The organism is Sphingopyxis alaskensis RB2256, from assembly GCF_000013985.1.
GTDB classification, from domain to species: Bacteria; Pseudomonadota; Alphaproteobacteria; order Sphingomonadales; family Sphingomonadaceae; genus Sphingopyxis; species Sphingopyxis alaskensis.
Genome location: NC_008048.1, coordinates 1,362,520 through 1,386,059 on the forward strand (window position 1 = coordinate 1,362,520; position 23,540 = coordinate 1,386,059).

Annotated in this window: 27 protein-coding genes and 1 tRNA gene; 10 read left to right on the top strand and 18 right to left on the bottom strand. The window is 64.5% G+C overall.

The features are described from left to right. Positions 1-204: 204 nt before the first annotated feature. The 9 genes from nuoG to SALA_RS06630 form a co-directional block, all read right to left on the bottom strand. On the bottom strand, positions 205-2,217 hold the full coding sequence (gene nuoG / locus SALA_RS06590; RefSeq protein ID WP_011541599.1) for an NADH-quinone oxidoreductase subunit NuoG: 2,013 nt from the start codon (positions 2,215-2,217) through the stop codon (positions 205-207). A gap of 2 nt (positions 2,218-2,219) precedes the next feature. Further along, complete coding sequence (locus tag SALA_RS06595) at positions 2,220-2,924, bottom strand: hypothetical protein (protein ID WP_011541600.1); 705 nt, start codon at positions 2,922-2,924, stop codon at positions 2,220-2,222. After that, positions 2,921-4,213 (bottom strand): NADH-quinone oxidoreductase subunit NuoF, encoded by a 1,293-nt coding sequence (gene nuoF / locus SALA_RS06600; RefSeq protein ID WP_011541601.1) that lies wholly within the window; start codon positions 4,211-4,213, stop codon positions 2,921-2,923. The genes SALA_RS06595 and nuoF overlap by 4 nt, the downstream gene beginning before the upstream one ends. 112 nt (positions 4,214-4,325) lie before the next feature. Continuing rightward, positions 4,326-4,994 carry a complex I 24 kDa subunit family protein gene (locus tag SALA_RS06605; RefSeq protein ID WP_011541602.1) on the bottom strand — a complete coding sequence of 223 codons (669 nt, stop codon included), beginning with the start codon at positions 4,992-4,994 and terminating at the stop codon, positions 4,326-4,328. Then, a complete protein-coding gene (locus tag SALA_RS06610) occupies positions 4,994-5,212 on the bottom strand; it encodes a hypothetical protein (RefSeq protein ID WP_041383143.1) in 219 nt (72 codons plus the stop codon). Before SALA_RS06610 ends, SALA_RS06605 begins: the two co-directional genes overlap by 1 nt. A 59-nt stretch (positions 5,213-5,271) precedes the next feature. Next, positions 5,272-6,489, bottom strand: a complete 1,218-nt coding sequence (locus SALA_RS06615) for an NADH-quinone oxidoreductase subunit D (protein ID WP_192807465.1) — start codon at positions 6,487-6,489, stop codon at positions 5,272-5,274. Positions 6,490-6,524: 35 nt separating this feature from the next. After that, entirely contained in the window at positions 6,525-7,424 is a 900-nt protein-coding gene (locus tag SALA_RS06620) for an NADH-quinone oxidoreductase subunit C (protein WP_041383144.1), read from the bottom strand. Then, entirely contained in the window at positions 7,424-7,978 is a 555-nt protein-coding gene (locus tag SALA_RS06625) for a NuoB/complex I 20 kDa subunit family protein (protein WP_153802650.1), read from the bottom strand. Before SALA_RS06625 ends, SALA_RS06620 begins: the two co-directional genes overlap by 1 nt. Further along, entirely contained in the window at positions 7,975-8,349 is a 375-nt protein-coding gene (locus SALA_RS06630; RefSeq protein ID WP_011541607.1) for an NADH-quinone oxidoreductase subunit A, read from the bottom strand. Before SALA_RS06630 ends, SALA_RS06625 begins: the two co-directional genes overlap by 4 nt. Positions 8,350-8,577: 228 nt before the next feature. Between SALA_RS06630 and SALA_RS06635 the strand changes: the two genes are divergently transcribed. Further along, positions 8,578-9,060, top strand: a complete 483-nt coding sequence (locus SALA_RS06635) for a YbjN domain-containing protein (RefSeq protein WP_011541608.1) — start codon at positions 8,578-8,580, stop codon at positions 9,058-9,060. 54 nt (positions 9,061-9,114) lie between these two features. Here the strand turns inward: SALA_RS06635 and SALA_RS06640 are convergent, their stop codons facing one another. Both SALA_RS06640 and efp read right to left on the bottom strand, forming a co-directional pair. Then, positions 9,115-9,933 carry an inositol monophosphatase family protein gene (locus SALA_RS06640; protein WP_011541609.1) on the bottom strand — a complete coding sequence of 273 codons (819 nt, stop codon included), beginning with the start codon at positions 9,931-9,933 and terminating at the stop codon, positions 9,115-9,117. A 121-nt stretch (positions 9,934-10,054) separates the two neighbouring features. Next, the gene (gene efp / locus SALA_RS06645; protein ID WP_011541610.1) at positions 10,055-10,618 is read right to left on the bottom strand and encodes an elongation factor P; all 564 of its coding nucleotides are present in this window, start codon (positions 10,616-10,618) and stop codon (positions 10,055-10,057) included. 200 nt (positions 10,619-10,818) lie between these two features. On the opposite strand from efp, the gene SALA_RS17100 reads away from it, so the two are divergent. Beyond that, entirely contained in the window at positions 10,819-10,992 is a 174-nt protein-coding gene (locus SALA_RS17100) for a hypothetical protein (protein WP_153802651.1), read from the top strand. On the opposite strand, the gene thiE is transcribed toward SALA_RS17100, so the two are convergent. Continuing rightward, positions 10,977-11,627 carry a thiamine phosphate synthase gene (thiE, locus tag SALA_RS06650; protein ID WP_011541611.1) on the bottom strand — a complete coding sequence of 217 codons (651 nt, stop codon included), beginning with the start codon at positions 11,625-11,627 and terminating at the stop codon, positions 10,977-10,979. The two genes, SALA_RS17100 and thiE, sit on opposite strands and share 16 nt — an antisense overlap. A 35-nt stretch (positions 11,628-11,662) precedes the next feature. Here thiE and SALA_RS06655 point away from each other — a divergent pair, with 35 nt between their 5' ends. After that, positions 11,663-12,061 (top strand): hypothetical protein, encoded by a 399-nt coding sequence (locus SALA_RS06655; RefSeq protein ID WP_153802652.1) that lies wholly within the window; start codon positions 11,663-11,665, stop codon positions 12,059-12,061. A 66-nt stretch (positions 12,062-12,127) separates the two neighbouring features. Here the strand turns inward: SALA_RS06655 and SALA_RS06660 are convergent, their stop codons facing one another. The 4 genes from SALA_RS06660 to tkt form a co-directional block, all read right to left on the bottom strand. Continuing rightward, positions 12,128-12,997 carry a fructose bisphosphate aldolase gene (locus tag SALA_RS06660; RefSeq protein ID WP_192807467.1) on the bottom strand — a complete coding sequence of 290 codons (870 nt, stop codon included), beginning with the start codon at positions 12,995-12,997 and terminating at the stop codon, positions 12,128-12,130. A gap of 99 nt (positions 12,998-13,096) precedes the next feature. Further along, a complete protein-coding gene (locus SALA_RS06665) occupies positions 13,097-14,293 on the bottom strand; it encodes a phosphoglycerate kinase (RefSeq protein ID WP_011541614.1) in 1,197 nt (398 codons plus the stop codon). A gap of 139 nt (positions 14,294-14,432) precedes the next feature. Then, a complete protein-coding gene (gap, locus tag SALA_RS06670; RefSeq protein WP_011541615.1) occupies positions 14,433-15,440 on the bottom strand; it encodes a type I glyceraldehyde-3-phosphate dehydrogenase in 1,008 nt (335 codons plus the stop codon). Between the two features lie 36 nt (positions 15,441-15,476). Beyond that, a complete protein-coding gene (tkt, locus tag SALA_RS06675) occupies positions 15,477-17,459 on the bottom strand; it encodes a transketolase (protein ID WP_011541616.1) in 1,983 nt (660 codons plus the stop codon). A gap of 156 nt (positions 17,460-17,615) precedes the next feature. Between tkt and SALA_RS06680 the strand changes: the two genes are divergently transcribed. The 4 genes from SALA_RS06680 to SALA_RS06695 all read left to right on the top strand — a co-directional run bounded on the left by SALA_RS06680 (position 17,616) and on the right by SALA_RS06695 (position 19,301). Continuing rightward, positions 17,616-17,822, top strand: a complete 207-nt coding sequence (locus tag SALA_RS06680) for a hypothetical protein (protein WP_041383146.1) — start codon at positions 17,616-17,618, stop codon at positions 17,820-17,822. Next, the gene (locus tag SALA_RS06685; RefSeq protein WP_011541617.1) at positions 17,815-18,261 is read left to right on the top strand and encodes a cell division protein ZapA; all 447 of its coding nucleotides are present in this window, start codon (positions 17,815-17,817) and stop codon (positions 18,259-18,261) included. The genes SALA_RS06680 and SALA_RS06685 overlap by 8 nt, the downstream gene beginning before the upstream one ends. A gap of 219 nt (positions 18,262-18,480) precedes the next feature. Then, positions 18,481-19,074, top strand: coding sequence for a 5-formyltetrahydrofolate cyclo-ligase (locus SALA_RS06690; RefSeq protein WP_011541618.1), 594 nt, complete (start codon positions 18,481-18,483; stop codon positions 19,072-19,074). Then, the gene (locus SALA_RS06695; RefSeq protein ID WP_011541619.1) at positions 19,071-19,301 is read left to right on the top strand and encodes a DUF2842 domain-containing protein; all 231 of its coding nucleotides are present in this window, start codon (positions 19,071-19,073) and stop codon (positions 19,299-19,301) included. Before SALA_RS06690 ends, SALA_RS06695 begins: the two co-directional genes overlap by 4 nt. An 80-nt stretch (positions 19,302-19,381) precedes the next feature. Here the strand turns inward: SALA_RS06695 and SALA_RS06700 are convergent. After that, a tRNA-Asp gene (locus tag SALA_RS06700) sits at positions 19,382-19,458 on the bottom strand. A gap of 43 nt (positions 19,459-19,501) precedes the next feature. Next, positions 19,502-20,674, bottom strand: a complete 1,173-nt coding sequence (locus tag SALA_RS06705) for an AI-2E family transporter (protein ID WP_041383811.1) — start codon at positions 20,672-20,674, stop codon at positions 19,502-19,504. 222 nt (positions 20,675-20,896) lie between these two features. Between SALA_RS06705 and SALA_RS06710 the strand changes: the two genes are divergently transcribed. The 3 genes from SALA_RS06710 (at position 20,897) to SALA_RS06720 (ending at position 23,514) form a co-directional block, all read left to right on the top strand. After that, positions 20,897-21,898 carry a DUF11 domain-containing protein gene (locus tag SALA_RS06710; protein WP_011541621.1) on the top strand — a complete coding sequence of 334 codons (1,002 nt, stop codon included), beginning with the start codon at positions 20,897-20,899 and terminating at the stop codon, positions 21,896-21,898. An 11-nt stretch (positions 21,899-21,909) separates the two neighbouring features. Then, positions 21,910-22,374 (top strand): DUF11 domain-containing protein, encoded by a 465-nt coding sequence (locus tag SALA_RS06715; protein ID WP_011541622.1) that lies wholly within the window; start codon positions 21,910-21,912, stop codon positions 22,372-22,374. A 75-nt stretch (positions 22,375-22,449) separates the two neighbouring features. Further along, positions 22,450-23,514, top strand: a complete 1,065-nt coding sequence (locus SALA_RS06720; RefSeq protein WP_011541623.1) for a DUF11 domain-containing protein — start codon at positions 22,450-22,452, stop codon at positions 23,512-23,514. Positions 23,515-23,540 lie beyond the last annotated feature (26 nt).

Sequence of the window (23,540 nt, forward strand, 5' to 3'; positions counted from 1 at the left end):
CCCCTCTCCCCTTGCGGGAGAGGGTTGCGAAGACTTGGCGGCTCGGTCGCCTAGTCGAAGCTGGGTGAGGGGTATGCGGTCGCGCCGCGACCGCGCGCGCCTGCGGCGCGCAACCCCTCATCCAACTGCGCCTGGCCGCTTGCAGCGGCAAGGCTTCGTATCCTTCTCCCGCAAGGGGAGAAGGGCTGAAATATACAGCCGCGCTCATTCCGCCGCCTCCGCAAACGCCACACCATGGATCAGCTCTTCCGAGCAGCGCTGCATCGTCGGCGACGCGCGGCAGATGGCGTTGGTGAGGTAGAAATCCTTGATCGGCGACGGGATCGCCCGCGCCTCGGGCTTCGCGGGCAGTTTCGGCACCGTCCAGCCATAATCGGCAAGGCCTTCCTGCCCAAGCGCCGGCACCGCCGCGATCATCGCCGCGCGGCACTCGTCGAAACTGTCGAAGCCGACATTCACGCCAAGCGCATCGGCGAGCGCACGGAAAATGCTCCAGTCCTCGCGCGCGTCGCCCGGTGCGAACACCGCCTTCTCGCTGCGCTGGACGCGGCCCTCGGTGTTGACCGTGGTGAAGTCCTTTTCGGTCCACGCGGCCGCGGGCAGGATAACGTCGGCGGCATGCGCGCCGTTGTCGCCATGGTGGCCGACATAGACCTTGAACGTCTCCGCGAAGGCCGCAAAATCGACCTCGTCGGCGCCGAGGAAGAAGGCCAGCTTCGGCTTCGCCGCGATCACGTCCCTGATCCCGCCGGGCAGGCCATAACCAAGCATCAGCGAACCCATGCGCGCCGCGGAGACATGCACGGCGTTGAAGCCGTTCCAGCCGTCCTTGACCGCATTCACCGCCTTGGCGAGCGCGAGGCCCGCGCCGTGAACGCCCGGCACCGACAAGGCGCCGCCGCCGAAGACCAGCATCGGCCGCTCGGCGCCCTTGAGCGCATCGAGAACATGCTTGGGCGGTTTCGCGACGAGCGAGGCGTCGTCGCCGAGCCACTCGGTCTTGTAGGTCAGGTCGGTTTCGGGGCCGATGGCGAAAACCTTCGCGCCCTTTTTCCACACCGCCTTGCGGACGCGCGTGTTGATCAGCGGCGCTTCCCAGCGCAGGTTCGTGCCGACGAGCAGGATCACGTCGGCATTTTCGGCCTCGGCGATGGTGGTGTTGAAATTGACCGCCGACAGGCTGGTGACGTCATAGTCAAGGCCCGTCTGACGCCCTTCGAGCAGCTCCGACCCGAGCGCGTTCACCAGCGCCCTGGCCGCGAACATCGTCTCGCAATCGACGAGGTCGCCCGCGATTGCCGCGACCGACGAACCGGCGTTCACCGCCTTGATCGCCTCGAATGCTTCGGCCCAGGTCGCTTCGACCAGCTGGCCGTCCTTGCGGACAAAAGGCCGGTCGAGGCGGCGGCGAACGAGGCCGTCGACATGGTGGCGCGTCTTGTCGCTCGCCCATTCCTCGTTCACATCGTCGTTGACGCGCGGCAGCACGCGCAGCACCTGCCGCCCGCGGCTGTCGATACGCACATTGGTGCCGACCGCGTCCATCATGTCGATGCCGAGCGTCTTGGTCAGCTCCCACGGCCGCGCCTCGAACGCATAGGGTTTGCTGGTCAGCGCGCCGACCGGGCAGAGGTCGACCACGTTGCCGCTGAGTTCGCTCTGGATCGCATGTTCCAGATAGGTCGTGATCTGCATATTTTCGCCGCGATAGATCGCGCCGATATCCTCAACACCCGCGACTTCCTCCGCAAAGCGGACGCAGCGCGTGCACTGGATACAGCGGGTCATCACCGTCTTGACGATCGGCCCCATATATTTTTCGGTCACCGCGCGCTTGTTCTCGTCATAGCGCGTCGCGCCGCGGCCATAGGCGATCGACTGGTCCTGCAAGTCGCATTCGCCGCCCTGGTCGCAGATCGGGCAGTCGAGCGGGTGGTTGATGAGCAGGAACTCCATCACCCCTTCGCGCGCCTTCTTGACCATCGGGCTGTCGGTCTTGATGATCTGGCCCTCGGCGGTCGGCAGCGCGCACGATGCCTGCGGTTTCGGCGGGCCGGGGGCGACCTCGACGAGGCACATGCGGCAGTTGCCGGCGATCGACAGGCGCTCATGATAGCAGAAGCGCGGAATTTCCTTCCCCGCCAGCTCGCACGCCTGCAGAACGGTCGCGCCCTGCGGAACGTCGAGTTCTACGCCATCTACGGTAACTTTAGGCATCGTCAGTCCTTGGCTGCTATCGTCGGCTGACTTGCAGCTACCGATAGCCGATAAAGAACTTCCCCAATCACGCCTCGAAGAGCAGATCTGGAAAAGACTAACTGGTTTCCTTCCGCCACGCAGCTTCCCACCGACGGAACAATCTTATCGAGCGCCGAGGCCTCAGCGTTGCTTGCCACCATACTCAATATAAGCTCGCGTGATTCCTGTGGCGCCTTGCGAACTGCGCATTCTGAAATCCTCCGAAGCGACACATGTGGTTGCACGACCGCATCGGGCTGAACTTCGCCGCCCGTCGAATAATCGATCGGCAAAACGGCGCTGAAATCGACTGGCCCGTCCTTCTGAAACTGTTTCCGATAGAAGACGTCGTAAACGCCGCTGCGAAAAACAGTCTCGCTAAAACGCATGTGCCCGGTTGAAAGGCAGGCGTCTACCGCCAACCTGTCAGCACTATCGCGGGCCGTCTTTGAGCCTGGAAACGTCTCCAGATATTTTTCCACCCGTGCCCGGCTTTTGTCGACAACACATTCCGCATAACGGTACATGGCGATCCGGGCGCGATCTTCCTTGCTGATGCCCGCGCGATCAGGAATTTGTGCCGGCGAGGGCCCTACGTACGTCCCTGTTGCCTGCGCGTAAGCCATTTGGCTGCCGAGCGAGTAAACCGACATAACCGTACACAGAATAGCCGATTGCCGCTTCACTCCGCCGCCTCCAGCGCACCACCATTCTCGCGGATGCGGCGTTCGAGTTCGGGGCGGAAGTGGCGGATCAGGCCCTGGATCGGCCACGCCGCGGCGTCGCCGAGCGCGCAGATCGTGTGGCCTTCGACCTGCTTGGTCACGTCGAACAAGGTGTCGATCTCGCTGATGTCGGCGTCGCCGGTGCGCAGCCGCTCCATCACGCGCCACATCCAGCCGGTGCCCTCGCGGCATGGCGTGCAATGGCCGCAGCTTTCATGCTTGTAGAAATAGCTGATGCGGCTGATCGCCTGAACGACGTCGGTCGACTTGTCCATTACGATCGCGGCCGCGGTGCCGAGGCCCGAACCCACGGCCTTCAGCCCGTCGAAATCCATCGGGCAGTCCATGATTTCCGCCGCCGGAACCAGCGGCACCGACGAACCGCCGGGGATCACCGCGAGCAGATTGTCCCAGCCGCCGCGAATGCCGCCGCAATGCCTGTCGATCAGTTCGCGGAAGGGGATGCTCATCTCTTCCTCGACGACGCACGGCTTGTTCACATGGCCGCTGATCTGGAAGAGCTTGGTGCCCTTGTTATTCTCGCGCCCGAAGCTCGCGAACCACGGCGCGCCGCGCCGCAGGATCGTCGGGACGACCGCGATGCTTTCGACATTGTTCACCGTCGTCGGGCAGCCATAGAGGCCCGCGCCCGCCGGGAACGGGGGTTTCAGACGCGGCTGGCCCTTCTTGCCTTCCAAGCTCTCGATCATCGCGGTTTCTTCGCCGCAGATGTACGCGCCGGCGCCGCGGTGGACGAAAACGTCGAAGTCATAACCCGACTTCGCCGCATTCTTGCCGAGCAGGCCGGCGTCATACGCCTCCTGCACCGCCGCGAAGAGTGTTTCGGCCTCGCGGATGAACTCGCCGCGAATATAGATGTACGCGGCGCGGGCGCGCATCGCATAGCCCGCGATCAGCGCGCCTTCGATCAGCTTGTGCGGATCGTGACGGATGATCTCGCGGTCCTTGCACGACCCCGGTTCGGATTCGTCGGCGTTGATGACAAGGAAGCTCGGGCGGTCGGCGCGCGGCTCCTTCGGCATGAAGCTCCACTTGAGCCCCGTCGGGAAGCCCGCGCCGCCGCGACCGCGCAGGCCCGACGCCTTGATCTCCTCGATGATCGCGTCCTGGCCGCGCTTCATCAGATCCCTGGTATTATCCCAATCGCCGCGCGCCTGCGCAGCTTTGAGGTTCCACGGCTGGAAGCCGTAGAGATTGGTGAAAATGCGGTCCTTGTCGGCGAGGCTCATCGGGCGGCTCCCAATCCGTCACCCCGGACTTGATCCGGGGTCCACGACTTCAGCGCCGCGATGGATGCCGGATCAAGTCCGGCATGACGAAGGAATGAGGCGTTTGTCATCATCACCACTCCTTCCGATAGTCATGATTGGCCTCGACCATTTCCTTCAGCGTCGTCGGCCCGCCCTCAGGCTCGCTCGTGTGGCGCCGCGGGTTCTGCGTGCCGGTCTTGGGCTGTTTGCCCGCGGCAAGCTCGTCGAGGATCCGCGTCATGCTGTCGTAGTCGAGGTCTTCGTAATTATCGTCGTTGATCTGGACCATCGGCGCGTTGGCGCAGGTGCCCATGCACTCGACCTCGCTCAAGGTGAACAGCCCGTCCGGCGTCGTCTTGCCCTTCACCATGCCGCGGTTCTTGCACGCCGCCGTCACATCGTCCGACCCGCGCAGCAGGCACGGTGTCGTTCCGCACACCTGCACATGATAGCGGCCGACCGGCGCCAGATTATACATGGTATAGAAGGTCGCGACCTCATAGGCGCGGATGAACGGCATATCGAGCTGGGCCGCGACATATTCGATCACCGGCACGGGCAGCCAGCCCTGCGTCTGCGTCTCGGCGCCGACCTGGCGCTGCGCAAGGTCGAGCAAAGGCATCACCGCCGAACGCTGGCGCCCCGCGGGATAGCGCGCGATAACCGCCTTCGCCTTTTCGGCATTTTCCGCCGTCCACGCAAAAGCGCCCCACCGCGCGCGGGTTTCGGCTTCGTCAGGGATTTGGGGTGCGTCAGCCATTAGCGGCCATTCCTGCTAGTTCTTACTGAATTCTCATCCATCGCTTTGAGGCGCTGAAACTCGTCGATTTCATGTCGAATCATTCGCCATGTCATGAAGACGAAGATGCCGGCTGCCAGCACGCAGGCTCCCCAGAATTCAATCGATTTCAGACCATCCGGCGGCCCAAAGATGAGCACGGCCAGCAAAGGTGGAATCGTAGCCAGCAACGTCGTCATTCCGCCGCGCATATTCGCAACATCCCAATCGACAAACCGCACACATCGGAGACCTACACTCACCGGTCACACTCCCCGAACACCACGTCGATCGCGCCGATGATCGCGGTCGTATCCGCAAGCATATGGCCCTTCGACATCATGTCCATCGCCTGCAGGTGCGAAAACGCCGTCGGGCGGATCTTGCAGCGGTACGGCTTGTTGGTGCCGTCGCTGACCAGATAGACGCCGAATTCACCCTTCGGGCTTTCGGTCGCGACATAAACCTCGCCCGCGGGGACGTGGAAACCCTCGGTGTAGAGTTTGAAGTGGTGGATCAGCGATTCCATCGACTGCTTCATCTCGCCGCGCTTCGGCGGCACGACCTTGCGGTCGAGGCTGGCGATCGGGCCGGTCGGCATGTCGCGCAGGCACTGTTTGATGATCTTTGCCGACTGATAGACTTCCTCGACGCGCACCATGAAGCGGTCATAGCAGTCGCCGCGCGTGCCGACGGGAATGTCGAACTCCATCGCGGCATAGGCGTCATAGGGCTGCGATTTGCGCAGATCCCACGCGATGCCGCTGCCGCGGATCATCGGGCCTGAGAAGCCCCACGCCAGCGCGTCTTCCTTGCTCACTGTCGCGATGTCGACGTTGCGCTGCTTGAAGATGCGGTTGTCGATGACCAGGCTCATCGCGTCGCCGAACAGCTTCGGCAGCCGCGTTTCGACCCATTCGCCGATGTCGACGAGCAGTTTTTCGGGGACGTCCTGATGGACGCCACCCGGACGGAAGTACGCCGAGTGCATCCGCGCACCCGACGCCCGCTCGAAGAAGTTCAGGCAATCTTCGCGCAGTTCGAACACCCACAGGTTTGGCGTCATCGCGCCGACGTCCATGACGTGCGACCCGATGTTGAGCATATGGTTGCAGATGCGCGTCAGCTCGGCGAACATCGTGCGGAGATATTGCGCGCGCGCCGGGACTTCGAGGTCGAGCAATTTCTCGATCGCGAGCACATAGCTGTGCTCCATGCCGAGCGGCGAGCAATAGTCGAGCCGGTCGAAATAGGGCAAAGCCTGCAAATAGGTCTTGTATTCGATCAGCTTTTCGGTGCCGCGATGGAGCAGCCCGACGTGCGGGTCGACGCGCTCGATGATCTCGCCGTCGAGCTCCATCACCATGCGCAGCACGCCGTGCGCCGCGGGATGCTGCGGGCCGAAGTTGATCGTGTAATTGGTGACGGCCTGATCGCCCGCGGTGTTCGCGGTATCGACCGGATAGCCTTCAAACATGTCGCTGCCGTGGTGCCTGACCTGAGGAGCATCGGTCATGCGTCACCTCCTGTTTTCGGCTTGCGCGGCGCGCGCGGCCTGGCCGGCGCCTTTTCCGCCTTCTTGGTCGCGGGCGTCTTGGCCTTTGCAGCAGGCTTCGCCTTCGCACCATCCTTGCTCGGCTTTGCGGCGGCCTTGTTCGTCTTGTTGCCCGCGCCCGTATCGGCAGGTTTTTCGGTCGTTTTCGGGGTCGGCGGCGGCGCAGCCTTCGCCTTGTCGTCGGATGCCTTGACCTCCTTGGCGGTCATCGGCGTCGGCGCGCCCTTGCCCGGCGCTTCGCCCGTACCACCGGCTTTCTCGTCGCCGGGCAGCACATAGTCGGCGCCTTCCCACGGGGACAGGAAGTCGAAGTTGCGGAAATCCTGCGCCAGCTTCACCGGCTCATAGACGACGCGCTTGTCTTCTTCGCTGTAACGCAGCTCGATATAGCCGGTCAGCGGAAAGTCCTTGCGCTGCGGGTGCCCCTGGAAACCATAGTCGGTCAGGATGCGGCGCAGGTCGGGATTGCCCGCGAACAACACGCCATACATGTCGAACACCTCGCGCTCGAGCCAGCCCGCCACGGGCCAGACGGGCACAATGCTCGGCACCGGCGTCGCCTCGTCGGTCGACACGCGCACGCGAAGACGGTGGTTCTTCGTCACGCTGAGCAGGTGATAGACGACCTCGAACCGCTCGGGCCGGTCGGGATAATCGACCCCCGCGATCTCCATCAGCTGCTGGTAATCGAGATTGTCGCGAAGGCTGATCATCACGCCGGCGATCGCCTCGCGGCGCACGGTGATGCTGTCCTCGCCGACGGTGAAGACATGCGTGAGCAAATCGTCGCCGAGCAGTTTTTCGAGCGCGGCGGCAAGGCCCGCGCGCGGGGCGACAAGGGGAGCGGGACTGGCCATCAGCGTTCGATCGTCCCGGTGCGGCGGATCTTCCGCTGCAATTGCATCACGCCATAGAGCAAGGCTTCGGCGGTCGGCGGGCAGCCGGGGACATAGATGTCGACCGGCACGATGCGATCGCAGCCGCGCACCACCGAATAGCTGTAGTGATAATAGCCGCCGCCATTGGCGCAGCTGCCCATCGAGATGACATATTTGGGGTTCGACATCTGGTCGTACACGCGGCGGAGCGCGGGGGCCATCTTGTTGCACAGCGTCCCCGCGACGATCATCACGTCCGACTGGCGTGGGGACGCGCGCGGCGCGACGCCAAAACGCTCCATGTCGTAACGCGGCATGTTGACGTGGATCATCTCGACCGCGCAGCACGCAAGGCCAAAGGTCATCCACCACAGCGAGCCGGTGCGCGCCCAGTTGAACAGATCCTCGGTCGAGGTGACGAGAAAGCCCTTGTCGCCGACCTCGCCGCTCAAATCGTCGAAAAACGACTGGTCGGGGTTGGTCCCCGGCGCGACCGGCATCTGGCCGGGCATCAGGATGGTGCTGTTGCTCATTCCCAATCCAACGCCCCTTTCTTCCATGCGTAAATCAGGCCGATCGCAAGCTCGGCAAGGAAAACCATCATCGTGACCCAGCCGGCCCAGCCGATTTCCTCCAGGCTTACCGCCCAGGGAAAGAGGAAGGCGGCTTCGAGGTCGAAGATGATGAACAGGATGGCGACGAGATAGAATCGCACATCGAACTGGCTGCGCGCATCCTCGAACGCCGGAAAGCCGCATTCATATTCGCTGAGCTTCGCGGGGTCGGGCTTGTGCGCGCCGGTCAGTCGCGCGACGCCCATCGGCAGGAAGACGAAGGCCGCCGATAACCCGACCGCAATGACCAGGAATATCAGGATCGGCAGATACTGAGTCAGATCGACCATGGGAGCTCGCAGTTCCGTTGTGCAATTTTTGGGGTGGCGCGCACCCGGTTATGCGGGGCGCTTTAGGCCAGCGCGCCGCGCGTCGCAAGCATTGCGGGCAGGATTTTCGTATCTTGTGTGACCAATGCCCCATTGCACGCTGGCGAGCGGCCCTGCCCTTATGATAGGCGAGCAAAACGGGTCGCAGTGCCGCGCCTTTCGGGCGCCATATCGATTATGGGAGCTATTATGGGACCAATCACCATGCGCGCCGCCCTCACCCTTGCCGCGACCGCGCTTTTATGGGCGTCGCCGGCACATGCCGAACTCGTGAACGCGGCGAATCCGGCGACGATCAAGGCTATCGTCGAGTCGCAGGGCTGGCCCGCCACGATCGTCGCGAAAGAGGGCGACGATCCCTATATCGAGAGCAGCCGCAACGGCCTGAAGTTCCTCGTCCTTTTCATGAACTGCGAAGAGGGGCAGAAGTGCAAGACATTGCAATATTATATGGGCTTCAGCGATGCGAAGGACATGCCGCTCGAACGGTTCAATCAGTGGAACAGGGAAAAGCGCTTCGCGCGCGCGTACAAGGACGATGCGGGTGACCCGGTGCTGGAAATGGACGTCGACCTGGATTTCGCGGGGATCCCGCGCGAAAATGTCGGCGAGACGTTCAACACCTGGGCGTCGCTGATGGACAGCTTTCGGGACCATGTGTTCGAGGAATAGGGCAACCGCCTAAATCCTTCATCCCGGCGAAGGCCGGGATGGATGACGAACACATCAGGCGTTGCGCAGCGCGCCTGCGACCAGTTTCTGCAACTTCGAGTGCACAGCTGCGCTGCCCGCAATATATTCGCTGCGCTCGATCGCGCGATCGCCGCCGCGAAAGTCGGTCACGAAACCACCGGCCTCGCGCACCAGCAACATCCCCGCCGCGACGTCCCATATCTGAAGGTCGCTTTCCCAGAAACCGTCGTAGCGACCCGCCGCGACCCATGCGAGGTCGAGGCTGGCCGCGCCGAAGCGGCGGATCCCCGCCACTTCGGGTGCGATCGCACCGAAAATGCGGCTCCACTGCGCCATATTGCCATGACCCATATAGGGGATGCCCGTCGAAATCAGGCATTCGTTGAGGTGGCGGCGCGAGGCGACGCGAAGCCGCCGGTCGTGCAGCCACGCGCCGCGGCCGCGCTCGGCCCAATAGCTTTCGTCGGTGACCGGCTGATAGATCAGCGCCGCGGTGACGTCGCCCCAGCCGCCACCGAGTTTCGGCTCCTGCACCGCGATCGAGATCGCGAAATGCGGGATCGCGTGGAGGAAGTTCGAGGTGCCGTCGAGCGGGTCGATGATGAAACGCGGCTTGCCCGGTTCGCCCTCGATCTCGCCGGCTTCTTCCATCAGGAAGCCCCAGCCCGGACGCGCATGGATCAGCTCGTCATAAAGCGTGCGCTCGGCGGCCTGATCGGCCTTGGATACGAAATCGGCCGGGCCTTTCTGCGAAACCTGCAGATGCTCGATCTCGCCGAAGTCGCGGCGCAGCTTGGTGCCCGCCTTGCGCGCAGCGCGTTCCATGACGGTGATGATGCCGGATACGGCCATGATATCTACTCCCCCCTCCCGCTTGCGGGAGGGGTCGGGGGAGGGAACGGTTCCTATCGAGAAAGGCCCGTCCCTCGACACGCCCTCCCCTAACCCCTCCCGCAAGCGGGAGGGGGACTAATCAATCGGCGCGCCGCACATATTCGCGGTCATACACATTGACCACGATGCGCGTGCCGCTGGTGATGTGCGGAGGCACCATCACACGCACGCCATTGTCGAGGATCGCGGGCTTGTACGACGACGACGCCGTCTGGCCCTTCACCACCGCGTCGGCCTCGACGATCGTGGCTTCGATCTGTTCGGGCAGTTCGACCGAGATCGGGCGTTCTTCCCAAAGCTCGAGCACGACGTCCATGCCGTCCTGCAGGAACTCGTGCGCCTCGCCGACGACATCCTTGCCGATCGTGATCTGTTCGTACGTATCCTTGTCCATGAAGACGAGATCGTCGCCTTCGGCATAGAGATACTGGAAATCCTTGGTGTCGAGGCGGACCTTCTCGACCGTGTCGGCGCTGCGGAAACGGTTGTTGAGCTTGCGCCCGTCGATCAGGTTCTTGGCTTCGACCTGCATATAGGCGCCGCCCTTGCCCGGCTGCGTGTGCTGGATTTTGGTGACCTTCCAGATACCGCCTTCAAACTCGATTATATTGCCGGGACGGATTTCAACGCCGGTGATCTTCATCGCGCACACTCACTTGGCCAAGGATGGAAAGAGCCGCCGACATAGCCTATATGCCGGACACAGGAGCGCGCCTTTAGCCGCGCCCGCGCCGAAGGGCAAGCCGCCGTTTCCGCGGGCCGCGGATCGGGAAATGCGACGAATCGAAGCCGATTTGTCGGATCGATCCAATCGGCGGCGCGCGCGCTGGCATAGGAGCGGGCATGATGAACGCCGAACTATCCCCTCTCTCCCCGCCGCCGCCGCGCGGTGACGCAGCATCTTCGCCGCGCGGAGCGCCCTGCGTCGGCCTGTTCGGATGGCGCAAGGATGCGGCGGCGGCGCCGAAAGACAAGGGCGACCCGAAAAAGCCGGAACGTGACTATCCCGCGGGCTGATTGCCCAGGATTTCGGCAAAGGCGCGCACCGCGGCGCCGGGTCCGTCACGATAATTCCAGACGCCGCCCGATACCGCGACAAAGTCGGCCCCGGCATCGGCGAGTGTTTTCGCGTTGTCGATCGTGATTCCCCCGATCGCCACGCAGGGCAGCTCGAACAGGCCCTGCCACCAGGTCAGGATTTCGGGGTCGGCGCGATGCTCGACCGTCTTGGTCGTCGTCGGGAAAAAGGCACCGAAGGCCACATAGTCGGCGCCCGCCTCGCCCGCATCCATCGCCAGATGGCGGCTATCATGGCACGTCACGCCGATCTGAGCATCGGGACCGAGTTGGCGGCGCGCCTCCTTCGGATCGCCATCGCCCTGCCCCAGATGCACGCCATCGGCCTTCAGCCGCTTTGCCAGCGCGACATCGTCATTGACGATGAAGGCCACGTCATGCTCCGCGCAAATCGCCCGCAAAGGCTCCGCGAGGCGCGCCGCGTCATGCTGGTCCAGCCCCTTGACGCGAAACTGGAACGCCGCGACTGGCCCCGCGGCCAGCGCCTCCTCCAGCCGCGCAGGAAAATCGCCACCGACATCGAGCGGCGAGATCAAGTAAAGCTGGCAGGTCGGTGCAGTCGGTGCGGTGGTCATGGCGCGTTCATAGCGACGCCGCCAGATGCGGGCAAATGCAGAAGATCATGCACCTTGCGACCGTCGCCTTTCCTTCCGCTCTCCTCCTTTCCGCCTGTGCAACGACCGTGAATACGCCGTTGCCCGACGGCAGCAACGTCGCGCTCGGCCAGAAAGCCTTTGTCGACGGCCCGATCGTCGAACCGGTTGCGATCATCGAGGACAGCCGCTGCCCGATGAACGCGCGCTGCGTCTGGGCCGGTCGCGTACGGGTGCAGATGCTGTGGCACCGCGGCAATGGCGATAAACAGCCCTTCGAGGTGACGCTGGGCGAGCCGACCCATCTGGCCGACGGGCAGTTCACGCTCGAATCGGTGCGGCCGGAAAGGCGTACCGACGTGACGCTGAAGTCCGCCGACTATCGTTTCTCGTTCCGCTTCGCTGGCGGGCTATAGGCCGCAAGCGTCAGCGAGGGTGGCGACAAGCGGCCAGCCGCCGCTCGCCGCCCCTCTCCCATCACGTCAGGCCACGGAGGCCGCGTGAATCTCGTCGATCGCGGTGCCGAGCGAGGCGTTGAACTCGTCGTCGCTCATCTGGTGGCGCAGGTCTTCGAGCAGGGCGCGGCTGAAGCTCGCGATGATGCCGGGGTTCTTCGCCAGTTCGGCGCATGCTTCGCCGCGCGTGAAGCCGCCCGACAGCGCGACGACGCGCAGCACCCTGGGATGATCAACCAGCGGCTGGAACAGCCCCGCCTCGGCAGGCAGCGACAATTTCAGCATCACCGGCGCGCCGGTCCAGCCGTCGAGCGCCGCGAGAAGCTCTTTCAGCAGCAGCCGGTCGGCCGCATCGCGCTCGGCGCTCTTGATGTTCACTTCGGGCTCGATGATCGGGACAAGGCCGTGCGTGGCGATGCGCGCGGCTTCCGCGAACTGCTGATCGACGATCGCCTTGATCCCGACCGGGTGGGCCAGATTGACGACGCTGCGCATCTTGGTGCCGAACACGCCCTTTGCAACCGCGCGCCCGCACAGATCGTCGAGACCGGGATTGGCTTTCATCAACTGGACGCCGTCGGCTTCGTCTTCGAGCCCCTTGTCGACCTTCAGAAAGGGCACGACGCCACGTTCCCAGAGCAGCGACGGCACCGGCTTGCCACCTGCTTGGCCGTCCATCGTGCGTTCGAACAGAATCGCGCCGATCACCTTTTCGCCGTTGAAGCAGGGCGCGGTGACGATGCGGCTGCGCATGTCGTGGATCAGCGCGAACATCTCCTCGTCGTTCGAAAAAGCGTCCTCGCCGATGCCATAGCCCTTCAATGCCTTGGGCGTAGACCCGCCGCTCTGGTCGAGCGCGGCGATAAAGCCCTGCCCCGACTTGATCTGGTCCAGCATCTCGGCATTGGCGGTGGTCATAAGGTCTCCGACTGATTGCATACGTATGTGGCCGCGCGCATAGCGTCCCGCCGCGCGGGATGCAATTGCGCGATAAACTCAGGCTTTGAGGGCGTCCACGCCCGGCAGCGGCTTGCCTTCCATCCATTCGAGGAAGGCTCCGCCGGCGGTCGAAACAAAGGTGAAGTCGCCGGCCACCCCCGCATGATTGAGCGCCGCGACGGTATCGCCACCGCCCGCGACCGAGGTGAGCGATCCCTCGCGCGTCAACGCGGCAGCGGTCCTGGCCAGCGCAACGGTCGCGGTGTCGAAGGGTGGCGTCTCGAACGCGCCGAGCGGACCGTTCCACACCAGCGTGCGACAGTTTTTGAGTACGTCCGCGAGGGCTTCGATCGCGGCGGGCCCGACGTCGAGGATCATCTCGTCGGCGGCGACCTCATGGACGTTGACGGTGCGCGTCGGCGGGTTCGGCGCAAACTCTTTTGCCACCACGACGTCATAGGGCAGATGGATGGTGCAGCCCGCGGCGTCGGCGGCGTCGAAAATCGCATTGGCGGTATCGACCAGCTCATGCTCGCACAGCGACCTGCCGACGTCGACGCCGCGCGCGGCAAGAAAGGTGTTCGCCATGCCTCCGCCGATGATGAGGTGATCGACCTTTCCGACGAGGTTCCTCAGCACATCGATCTTGCTCGACACCTTGGCGCCGCCGACGACCGCCGCGACCGGCTGCACCGGATTGCCGAGCGCGGCGTCAAGCGCCTTCAGCTCGGCCTCCATCGCACGCCCTGCATAGGCCGGAAGCCGCCGGGCGATGCCTTCGGTCGAGCCATGCGCGCGGTGCGCGGCCGAAAAGGCGTCATTGACATACAGGTCGCCGATTTCAGCGAGCGCATCGGCAAAGGCCGGGTCGTTCTGCTCCTCGCCGGGATAGAAGCGCGTGTTCTCGAGCACCGCGACATCGCCCGGCGCGAGCACGGCAACGCCCGCCTTCGCGCCCTCGCCGACCGCTTCGGGAATGAACATCACCGAATGGCCCAGCACATCCTCGACGCCGCCCATGACGAGGCTCAATGACTGCGTCGGGTTCTTCGCCCCCTTCGGCCGCCCGAAATGCGCGAGCAGCAGAACAATCGCGCCCTTGTCCGACAATTCGCGGATCGTCGGCATCGCCGCCTGGATGCGCGTCGCGTCGCTGACCGCGCCATCGATCATCGGGACGTTGAGATCGACGCGCACGAGGACGCGCTTGCCGGTGACGTCACCGATATCGTCGAGGGTCTTGAACGCGGTCATCCGTTTATACTCCATTGCCCGACGCTGTGCCCCCGCGAAGGCGGGGGCCCATCTCCTGCGCTTTCGTCACCCGCCACCATCCCGCCATCTGATAGCGTCGGTGATCGGCCCCCGCCTTCGCGGGGGCACACGGATATGCTTACAGCAGCTTCGCGATCACGCCCGCGGTGTCGACCATGCGGTTCGAGAAGCCCCATTCATTGTCGTACCAGCTGACCACGCGCACCAGCTTGCCCTCGAGCACCGCGGTTTCGAGGCTGTCGACCGTCGAGCTTGCCGGGCAATGATTATAATCGATCGACACCAGCGGCTCGTCAGAGAAGGCCAGCACGCCCTTGAGCGCGCCCTCCGACGCATCCTTCAGGATCTGGTTCACTTCCGCGACGCTCGTGTCGCGCTTCGGCGTGAAGGTCAGGTCGACGAGGCTGACGTTCGGCGTCGGCACGCGGATCGCCGATCCGTCGAGCTTGCCCTTGAGTTCGGGCAGCACTTCGCCGACCGCGCGCGCGGCGCCCGTCGTTGTCGGGATGATCGACATACCCGCGGCGCGCGCGCGGCGCATGTCGCTGTGGATCTGGTCGAGAATCTTCTGGTCATTGGTATAGGCGTGAACCGTGGTCATCAGCCCGCGCTCGATGCCCAGCGTGTCGTTGAGCACCTTGGCGACCGGCGCGAGGCAGTTGGTCGTGCAGCTCGCGTTCGACACGACGACATGTTCGGCGGTCAGCTTGTCGTGATTGACCCCGTAAACGACGGTCAGGTCGGCGCCCTTCGCGGGGGCCGAGATGAGGACGCGCTTGGCGCCGGCGGCCAGATGCTTCGACGCGCTCTCGCGGTCGGTAAAAAAGCCCGTGCATTCGAGCGCGATGTCGATACCCAGTTCGCCGTGCGGCAGATTCGCGGGATCGCGTTCCTTCGTTACGCGGATCGCCTTGCCGCCCACGATCATCTGGTCGCCGTCGGCCGAAACCTCGCCAGGGAACGGGCCATGGACGCTGTCGCGCTTGAACAGCAGGGCGTTCGCCTTGGCATCGGCAAGGTCGTTGATCGCAACCAGTTCGAGCCCGCAGTCGGGACGTTCGAGAATGGCGCGCGCCACGAGGCGGCCGATGCGTCCGAAACCGTTGATTGCGACTTTCACTGCCATGTCGAATTGTCCTTTCTGCGAATGGTCGGCCGGTCCTTAATGGCTCAGCCGGGCCAGGATCTGGGGGGTGATGGCATCGGCGGTAAGGCCGAAATGCCTGAATAGGTCTTCGATGGGTGCCGAGGCGCCAAAACTGTCGATGCCGAAACGCAGGCCGTCGCGGCCGGTGTAGCGTTCCCAGCCAAAGGTCGTGCCCGCCTCGATCGACACGATCAGCGCATCATCGGGCAGGACGTCGGCTTGATAAGCGGCGTCCTGTTCGTCGAACAATTCAGTCGACACCATCGAAACGACATCGGCGCCATGACCGGCGGCTTCCAGCTTGTCGGCGACGTCCATCGCCAGCGACACTTCGGAACCCGTCGCAACCAGCACGACCTTGCGTGCCGCCGAAGCCCCACGCAGGCGATAACCGCCTTTAGCACAACGATTTTCCGTGACGTCATGGCGCAGCGGCGGCAAGTTCTGGCGCGTCAGCGCGAGCAGCGACGGGCGCCCCTCCTGCGCGAGCGCGAGCGCCCAGCATTCGGCGGTTTCGACCGCGTCGGCGGGGCGCATCACAAGCAGGTTGGGCATCGCACGCAGCGACTGGAGATGTTCGATCGGCTGGTGCGTGGGACCATCCTCGCCCAGGCCGATACTGTCGTGGGTCATCACATAGACGACGCGCTGTTTCTGGAGCGCCGACAGGCGGATCGCGGCGCGGCAATAATCGGCGAACACCAGGAAGGTGCCGCCATAGGGGACGACGCCGCCGTGCAGCGCCATGCCGTTCATCGCCGCGGCCATGCCGAATTCGCGGATGCCATAATAAATATAGCGTCCCGAATAATCATTTCTGGTCAGTGGCTTGGTCGATGATGTTTTGGTGTTGTTCGAACCGGTCAGGTCGGCGCTGCCCCCGACGAGCGCCGCAATATCGACGGTGAGCGCGCTCAGCGTGTTCTCCGAAGCCTTGCGCGTTGCGACCTTCGGCGGTTCGGCAGCAAGGCCGTCGAGATAGGCTTTGAAGGCAGCGCCCGGGGCGACTTTGCCATTCAGCCGTGCTTCAAAATCGTTTTTCTTTTCGCTAGTTGCGAGGCGACTATTCCACTCGTTGTGAAGTTTCTTGCCTTTCTCGCCAAAGGACGCCCACGCTGCGGCAATGTCGGCCGGGATGACGAAAGGCTCGGCGGTCCAGCCCAGTTCCCGGCGCGCCGCCGCGATCTCGTCGGCGCCGAGCGGCGCCCCGTGCGTTGCAGAGGTCCCCTGCTTGTTCGGCGCGCCGAAACCGATGATCGTCCGGCACGCGATCAGCGAAGGGCGCGGATCGGCGAGCGCGGCGTCGATCGCACGGCGGATGTCGGCCGGGTCATGCCCGTCGCAGCTTTCGACGTGCCAGCCGGTCGCGGCATAGCGCGCGGCGACATCCTCGCTCGTCGACAGGTCGGTCGATCCGTCGATGGTGATCTTGTTATCGTCCCACAGCACGGTCAGACGCCCGAGCCCAAGATGCCCAGCCAGCCCGATCGCCTCGTGGTTGATGCCCTCCATCAAACAGCCGTCGCCTGCGATCACCCAGGTGCGGTGATCGACCAGTCCATCGCCGTAGAGCGCATTCAGGTGCCGCTCGGCGATCGCCATGCCCACCGCGGTCGCGAGCCCCTGCCCCAGCGGACCAGTGGTGGTTTCGACGCCTTCAAGCTCGAAATTTTCGGGATGTCCCGCGCACGGGCTGTGCAGCTGGCGGAAATTACGGATGTCCTCGATCGTCGGGCGCGCATAGCCCGCGAGGTGCAGCGTTGCATAGGCGAGCATCGACCCATGGCCCGCCGACAGCACGAATCGGTCGCGATCGGCCCATTTGGGATCGGTCGGGTCGAACTTCAGATAGTCCGAATACAGCACCGTGGCGACGTCGGCCATGCCCATCGGCATCCCCGGATGGCCGCTGTTCGCGGCCTGCACGGCGTCCATCGCAAGCGCACGGATCGCGTTGGCGAGCTGGCGTTCGGCCGAATGGCCTTCGGGATATGTCATGAGTCCCCCGGGAAAGGATGTTTGGGTGGCCGGATTCGGTGCGACTGCCCTTTGCGGCCGTACGGGCAGGAGTCAACCGCTCGCGGCACAATTTCCCCCGCATTTCGGCGCGGACAGGCGATTGCACCCCTCCGTCGGCGCTGCTAACCCTTGGCCATGGAACTCGATCTCGACGAATCCAGCCTCGCCATCGGCCGCATCGAGCGCGCGCTGAGCCGGATCGAGAAGGCGCTGGCCGATCGCGTCAACCGCCCCGCACCCGCCGGCGCTGCCTCGGCTGCCGACCAATCGGCGCTGAAGGCGGAGGTCGCGGCCGTCATCGGCGAGCTCGACCGGCTGATCGCGGAGGCGGGCCGTGGCTGACGTCAAGCTGACCATCGCGGGGCGCCCCTATGATGTCCATTGCGCCGATGGCGAAGAAGCCCAGCTGATCCAGCTGGCGGCGGTCGTCGATGAAAAAGCGCGCACGATGCCCGGTCTGACCGAGGTTCGCCAGCTGCTGTTCGCGGCGCTGATGCTCGCCGACGAAGTGCAGGAGGCGCGCGGCAAGATCGACAAGGTCGAACCGCAATCGGACTCGCTGCGGGCCGCCGTTGCGCTTGCTGAAAGCCGCGAGGCGCAGGCGCGCGACGAGCTCAAGGCCGCGATCGCGCGCGAGCAGGCGGCGCTCAGGGAGCTTGAGGCGGCGCGCGAAGCCGTCCCCGCGGCTCCGGCGGCCGCCAACCCTGCCCACAATCGCGCGCTGCTGCAGATTGCCGAGCGGATCGAAACGCTCGCCACGCGGGTCGAGCAACTCCCTTGAGCAAAGCCGCCCGCCCCCCTACATAGGGGGCGGCGGGCACTGCCCGGCACGAGCCGCTGCGAATATCCCTGAGGCGATACATCATCCAAGGGGGCTGTCCCTGCCCGGATCCTGGTCCGACGCACATGGTCCCCACCTGACGTTACTGGCGTCAGAGGATTTTCCGGCAAACGACCACGGCGGTCCCGCCAACCGCTCCCTCACGGCCCGGAAAGGGCGATGACCGACCTGCGCGCCAGTCTTCCCGAACAAAAGCAGAAATTGCGCGAACGGTTGCGTTTCCGGCGGCGGCATTTCGTCGCCAGCCTCGATCGAATGGCCAAGCTCGCCGCCTTTCGCGCGCTTCCCGCGCCCCTGGCCGAGCGTCTGGCCGATCATGCCGTCGTCGGCGCCTATGTCGCGCATGGCGACGAGCCCGATGTTTTGCCGATGCTCGCCGATCTGGCCGCAACCGGCGCGCTGGCTTTGCCGCATCACGCGGGTCGCGTCGCCGAAATGCGCTTTCGCCGCTGGCGCCCGGGCGAATCGCTGGTGACGGGGCCGTGGGGAACGCGGCAGCCGGACGACGGTGCGCCTTTGGCCGAACCGCACGCAATTTTCTGTCCGCTCGTCGGTTTCGATCGCCGGGGCGGCCGCATCGGCCAGGGCGGCGGCCATTACGATCGCTATTTCGCCGCCCATCCCGCCGCCTTGCGGATCGGCATCGGCTGGTCGGTGCAGGAAATCGACGCCTGCCCGCGCGATTCGGCCGATATTGCGCTCGACGCCATCCTGACCGAACAGGAATTGATTCTTTGCGGAGACCGTTTGTGAGCAACGAACCTGCCAATCCCCAGCCGAGCTGGCGCAAGCCCGCGGGCATGTTCCTGATCCTCGCGCTGATCGCGGGCTGGACGGCGATTGTCGTCAGCCTGTCGCCGTGGGTCGGCTCCTGGCCGGCGCTGGTGCAGGCGGCCTTCTATCTGGTGGCCGGGATCATCTGGATCGTGCCGCTGAAGCCGCTGCTGCGCTGGATGGAACTGGGGACCTGGCGCCGCTAGCGAGCGGCGCCAGTCCCCGGTTTTACGACGATGGAATGATCCCAGGCTGCGGTGGCCATTCCGTCCCGAGAGACAGGAAATGGCGCGAGTGACGGGGCTCGAACCCGCGACCTCCGGCGTGACAGGCCGGCACTCTAACCAACTGAGCTACACCCGCGTGTGCTTGGGAGCCGCGCCAATATGACCCGCGCGGCGGCCTGTCAACCGTCGCGTTCCTCCTGTGTGCGATTTAATCGGTCGCGCACCTCGTCACTGGTTGTCAGCGTCCCCTGTTCGAACAGAAATCCCGCCAGATCGGGCGTTCCTGTCGAGGCAAGCACGGTCTGGAGGATGAGCAGCAGGGGCACCGCGAGCAGCGCGCCGGGCGTTCCCCACACCCAGCCCCAGAAGCTCAAGGAAACGAGGATGAGCAGCGGATTGATCGTCAGCCGCTTGCCGAGCACCAGCGGGGTGATCAGATTCGCCTCGACCAGATGCACACCGATGAAGATCAGCGCGGGCAGCAGTGCCAGCCCCACCGCGTCGAACGTCATCAGCCCGCCGAGCGCAAGCAGTACCGACGCGACGATCGGCCCCAGATAGGGCACGAAATTGCAGATACTGACGATTCCGCCCCACATGAAGGGCGACGGCATTCCAAGCGCCCAGAGCAGCAGCGCGACGATCAGCCCCAGCATCGCGTTGATCATCGTGATCGTCGCCAGATAATCGGCGGTCGCATCGACGACATTCTGGATGACCCGCGCCGTCTGCATCGCCCCGTCAAAGCTGCCGCGGCGGCGAATCGTGCCGCGGCGCAGCCGCGTCCAGCCGGCGAGAAAGAAGAAGATCACCAGCACCGCGAAAAACAGCTGGATCGCTGCGGCCGGGGCCGAGGAGATGAAATAGTCCACCACCGAGGTCGGCGCGGTGGCCGCTACCGCCTGCGCCGTCGCTTCGCTCCCGCTCGCCACCGACATCAGCGTGCGGTCGACGAAGCGCTGGAGCGTCGCATAGAAATCGATCAGTGGCGCCAGATTGCTCTGGATCCGCGGGATCGATTCGGGAAGCCGCGCGAACCAGCCGGTCGCGGGCACCACGATAATCGCCAGTGCGGCGTTGATGATCGCGAGGAAGGCCGCGAGCGACAGGAAGGCGGCGAGCGCCGACGGCACGCCGCGCCGCTCGAGCCATTCGAGCAGCGGCACGAGCGCGATCGCGATGACGATCGCCGCGGTGAGCGGCAGAAAAAACTCCGCGCCTGCCTGCAAGGCAAAGGGCAAGCCAAGGCAGAAGCTGGCGCCAAGGATCAGCGCGAGCGCGGCGAGCAGCCGGTCGCGGCGAAAATCGTCGATCTCGATCTGGCGCAGCGGATTGTTGCGCGGCGGCCGCATATCCTCGCTGCCCCTGTCGTCCGCCACCCTGCGTCTCCCTGTTAACCGTCTCATCTTACGCGCGCTTCACGCATCGCACCAGTCGCCCCATTTTGCGGCAAAAGCACGGCGGCGCCTGTCCCCTTTTGGAGCAAATCGCGACTTTCCAAAGACTTCTTAACCAGAAATTACCCTTTTTCGGCGATTGACGGCTTCAAGGACCAACCTTTCGGAGTCAATCTGATGATGATAGCGCCTGTGGGGGGCGCGAAGCATCGGCTTCTTCCCTCTTGTTCATTCATCGCGCTGCTCGCCGCGCTTGCGCTGCCGATGCAGGCAAACGCCGCCGGAACGCGCGCCGGGTCGACGATCAGCAATACCGCGTCCGCCAGTTTCGATACCGGCGGTGGGCCGACGACGATCGACTCGAACCGCGTTGACCTGCTCGTCGACGAACTGCTCGACGTCACCGTCGATTCGGGCAATCCCGCCGACGTGCCGACCACGCCGGGCGCCACCGGACAGGTGCTGACCTTCTCGGTCACCAACAATGGCAATGGCGTTGAGGATTTCGCGCTGAGCACGGTCGCGAATGCGGGCGGCGACGATTACGACCCGGCAGTAACGCAGGTCTATCTCGACAATGGCGACGGTCTGTTCGATGCCGGAACCGACACGCTCTATATCGCGGGCGTCAACGATCCGACGCTCGATCCCGACGAGAGCACCACGGTGTTCGTCGTGACGACGACGCCCGGCGCGGTCGTCGACGGCAATCGCGGCATCGTCAGCCTCGCCGCGGCGGCAAAGACGGGAACCGGCGCGCCCGGCGACAGTTTTGCCGGTCAGGGCGAAGGCGGCGGCGACGCCGTCGTCGGTTCGACCGGCGCCGATGGCGAAGATGCCGGCGCCTTCGTCGTTTCGGCCGCGACGGTCACGCTCGTCAAATCGGCCAGCATCACCAATCCGCTCGGCACCGCCGACCCGATCCCCGGGGCGACGATCACTTATACGATCGTCGCCACCGTTGCGGGCAGCGGTTCGGTGAACGGGCTCGCAATCACCGACAATATCCCCGCCGACACCAGCTATATCCCCGGCTCGATCACGCTCGGCGGTAGCGGACTGACCGACGCGGCCGATGCTGATGCGGGCGATTTCAACGGCACGCGGATCAATGTCGCGCTCGGCACCGTCGCTGGCGGCCAGACGCGCACCGTCACCTTCCAGACCCTGATCGACTGATGGAGATGCCCATGCGCCCCGCCCTCCTGCTTATGCTCGCAGCCGCGCTTCCCGGTCCGGCCTTTGCCGCCAATCAGGTTGCGCTCGACAATCTTGTTTTCGTCGAGCGTGTATCCACCGACGCGGATGGCAAGCAGCACATCCTGCTCGAAGAACCGAAGGTCGTCATTCCCGGCGACCGGCTCGTCTTCGTGCTCAATTATCGTAATGCCGGCGCACAGCCCGCCGACAAGTTCGTGATTACCAATCCGATGCCCGCCGCGGTCCGTTTCGCCGATGCCGGCGACACGCAGCCTTTGGTTTCGGTCGATGGTGGCACACAGTGGGGACGGCTTGGCGAGCTTTCGGTCGCTATGCCCGACGGCACGCGCCGCGCCGCGCAACCCGCCGACGTCACGCATATCCGCTGGGCCTTTCAAAAGCCGATTCCGGCGGGCGCCACGGGCAAGCTCATGTTTCGGGGAATCGTCAAATAGCGACTGCATAATAACCGCTTAACGATTGCCAGCGGTGGGGAATGGGCAATCGAACCAAACCAAGGAGCTTCAGCTATGACCAGCAAGCTGAACACCGTGGGTTTCATCGGTCTGGCGGCGATATCGAGTCTCGCCGCCACGTCGGCACTTGCTGCCGGCACGACCGCAGGAACCACGATCACCAATACTGCCACTGTCGATTTTCAGGTCGGTGGCGTCGCCCAGGTGCAACAATCCGCGTCGGATAATTTCACCGTCGACCGCAAGATCAACCTGCTCGTCGAAGAAGTCGGCACCGTCACCACCAATGTTGTTCCGGGCCAGACCAACGCCGTGACGACGTTTCAGCTCACCAACAGCTCGAACGAAGTGCTCGATTTCGCGCTCGTTGCCTCGCAGATCGCGGGCGGCACTGCCGCGCATGGCGGCACCGACAGCTTCGATGCCACCAATGTTCGTATCTATCGCGACAACATATCATCGGGAACGGTCGGCAGTTGGGACGCGGCCGACACGCTGATTTCGGGCTATATCGACGAACTCGTTGTCGATACCGCGATCCGGCTGTTCGTCGTCGCCGACATTCCGGCGGCGCTTGCCAACAATGCCGTCGCCGGGGTGACGCTTCGCGCCACCGCGCGCGAGGGCGGCACCGCGGGCAGCCAGGGCGCGGCGATCACCGAAACCACCGGCGCAAACACCGCGGGCAAGGACACCGTCTTTGCCGACACCGCGGGCGTCACGGGCGACGCCGGGCGCGACGGATCGCATAGCGACAATGACGATTATACGGTGCAGACGGCGACCCTGACGGTCACCAAGACCAGCCGCGTCATCTCTGACCCGTTCAACAATACGACCAATCCGAAACTGATTCCGGGCGCCGTTGTCGAATACTGCATCGCGGTGGCCAATTCGGGCAGCGCCGACGCGACCTCGGTCGCGATCAACGATCCCGTGCCGGGACAGCTGAGCTTCAGCGCCGGAACGATCCGGCTGGGCGGCACCGTCACTGCGGGCACATGCAACGCCGACGGCGCCGTGGGCGGCAGCTATTCGGCGCCCAACGTGTCGGGGACGATCGCGACGATCGCGGCCGGGGCGACGCGCACCCTCGTTTTCCGCGCCACGGTCAACTGACCGCGTAACGGACGGACGCGGCGGCG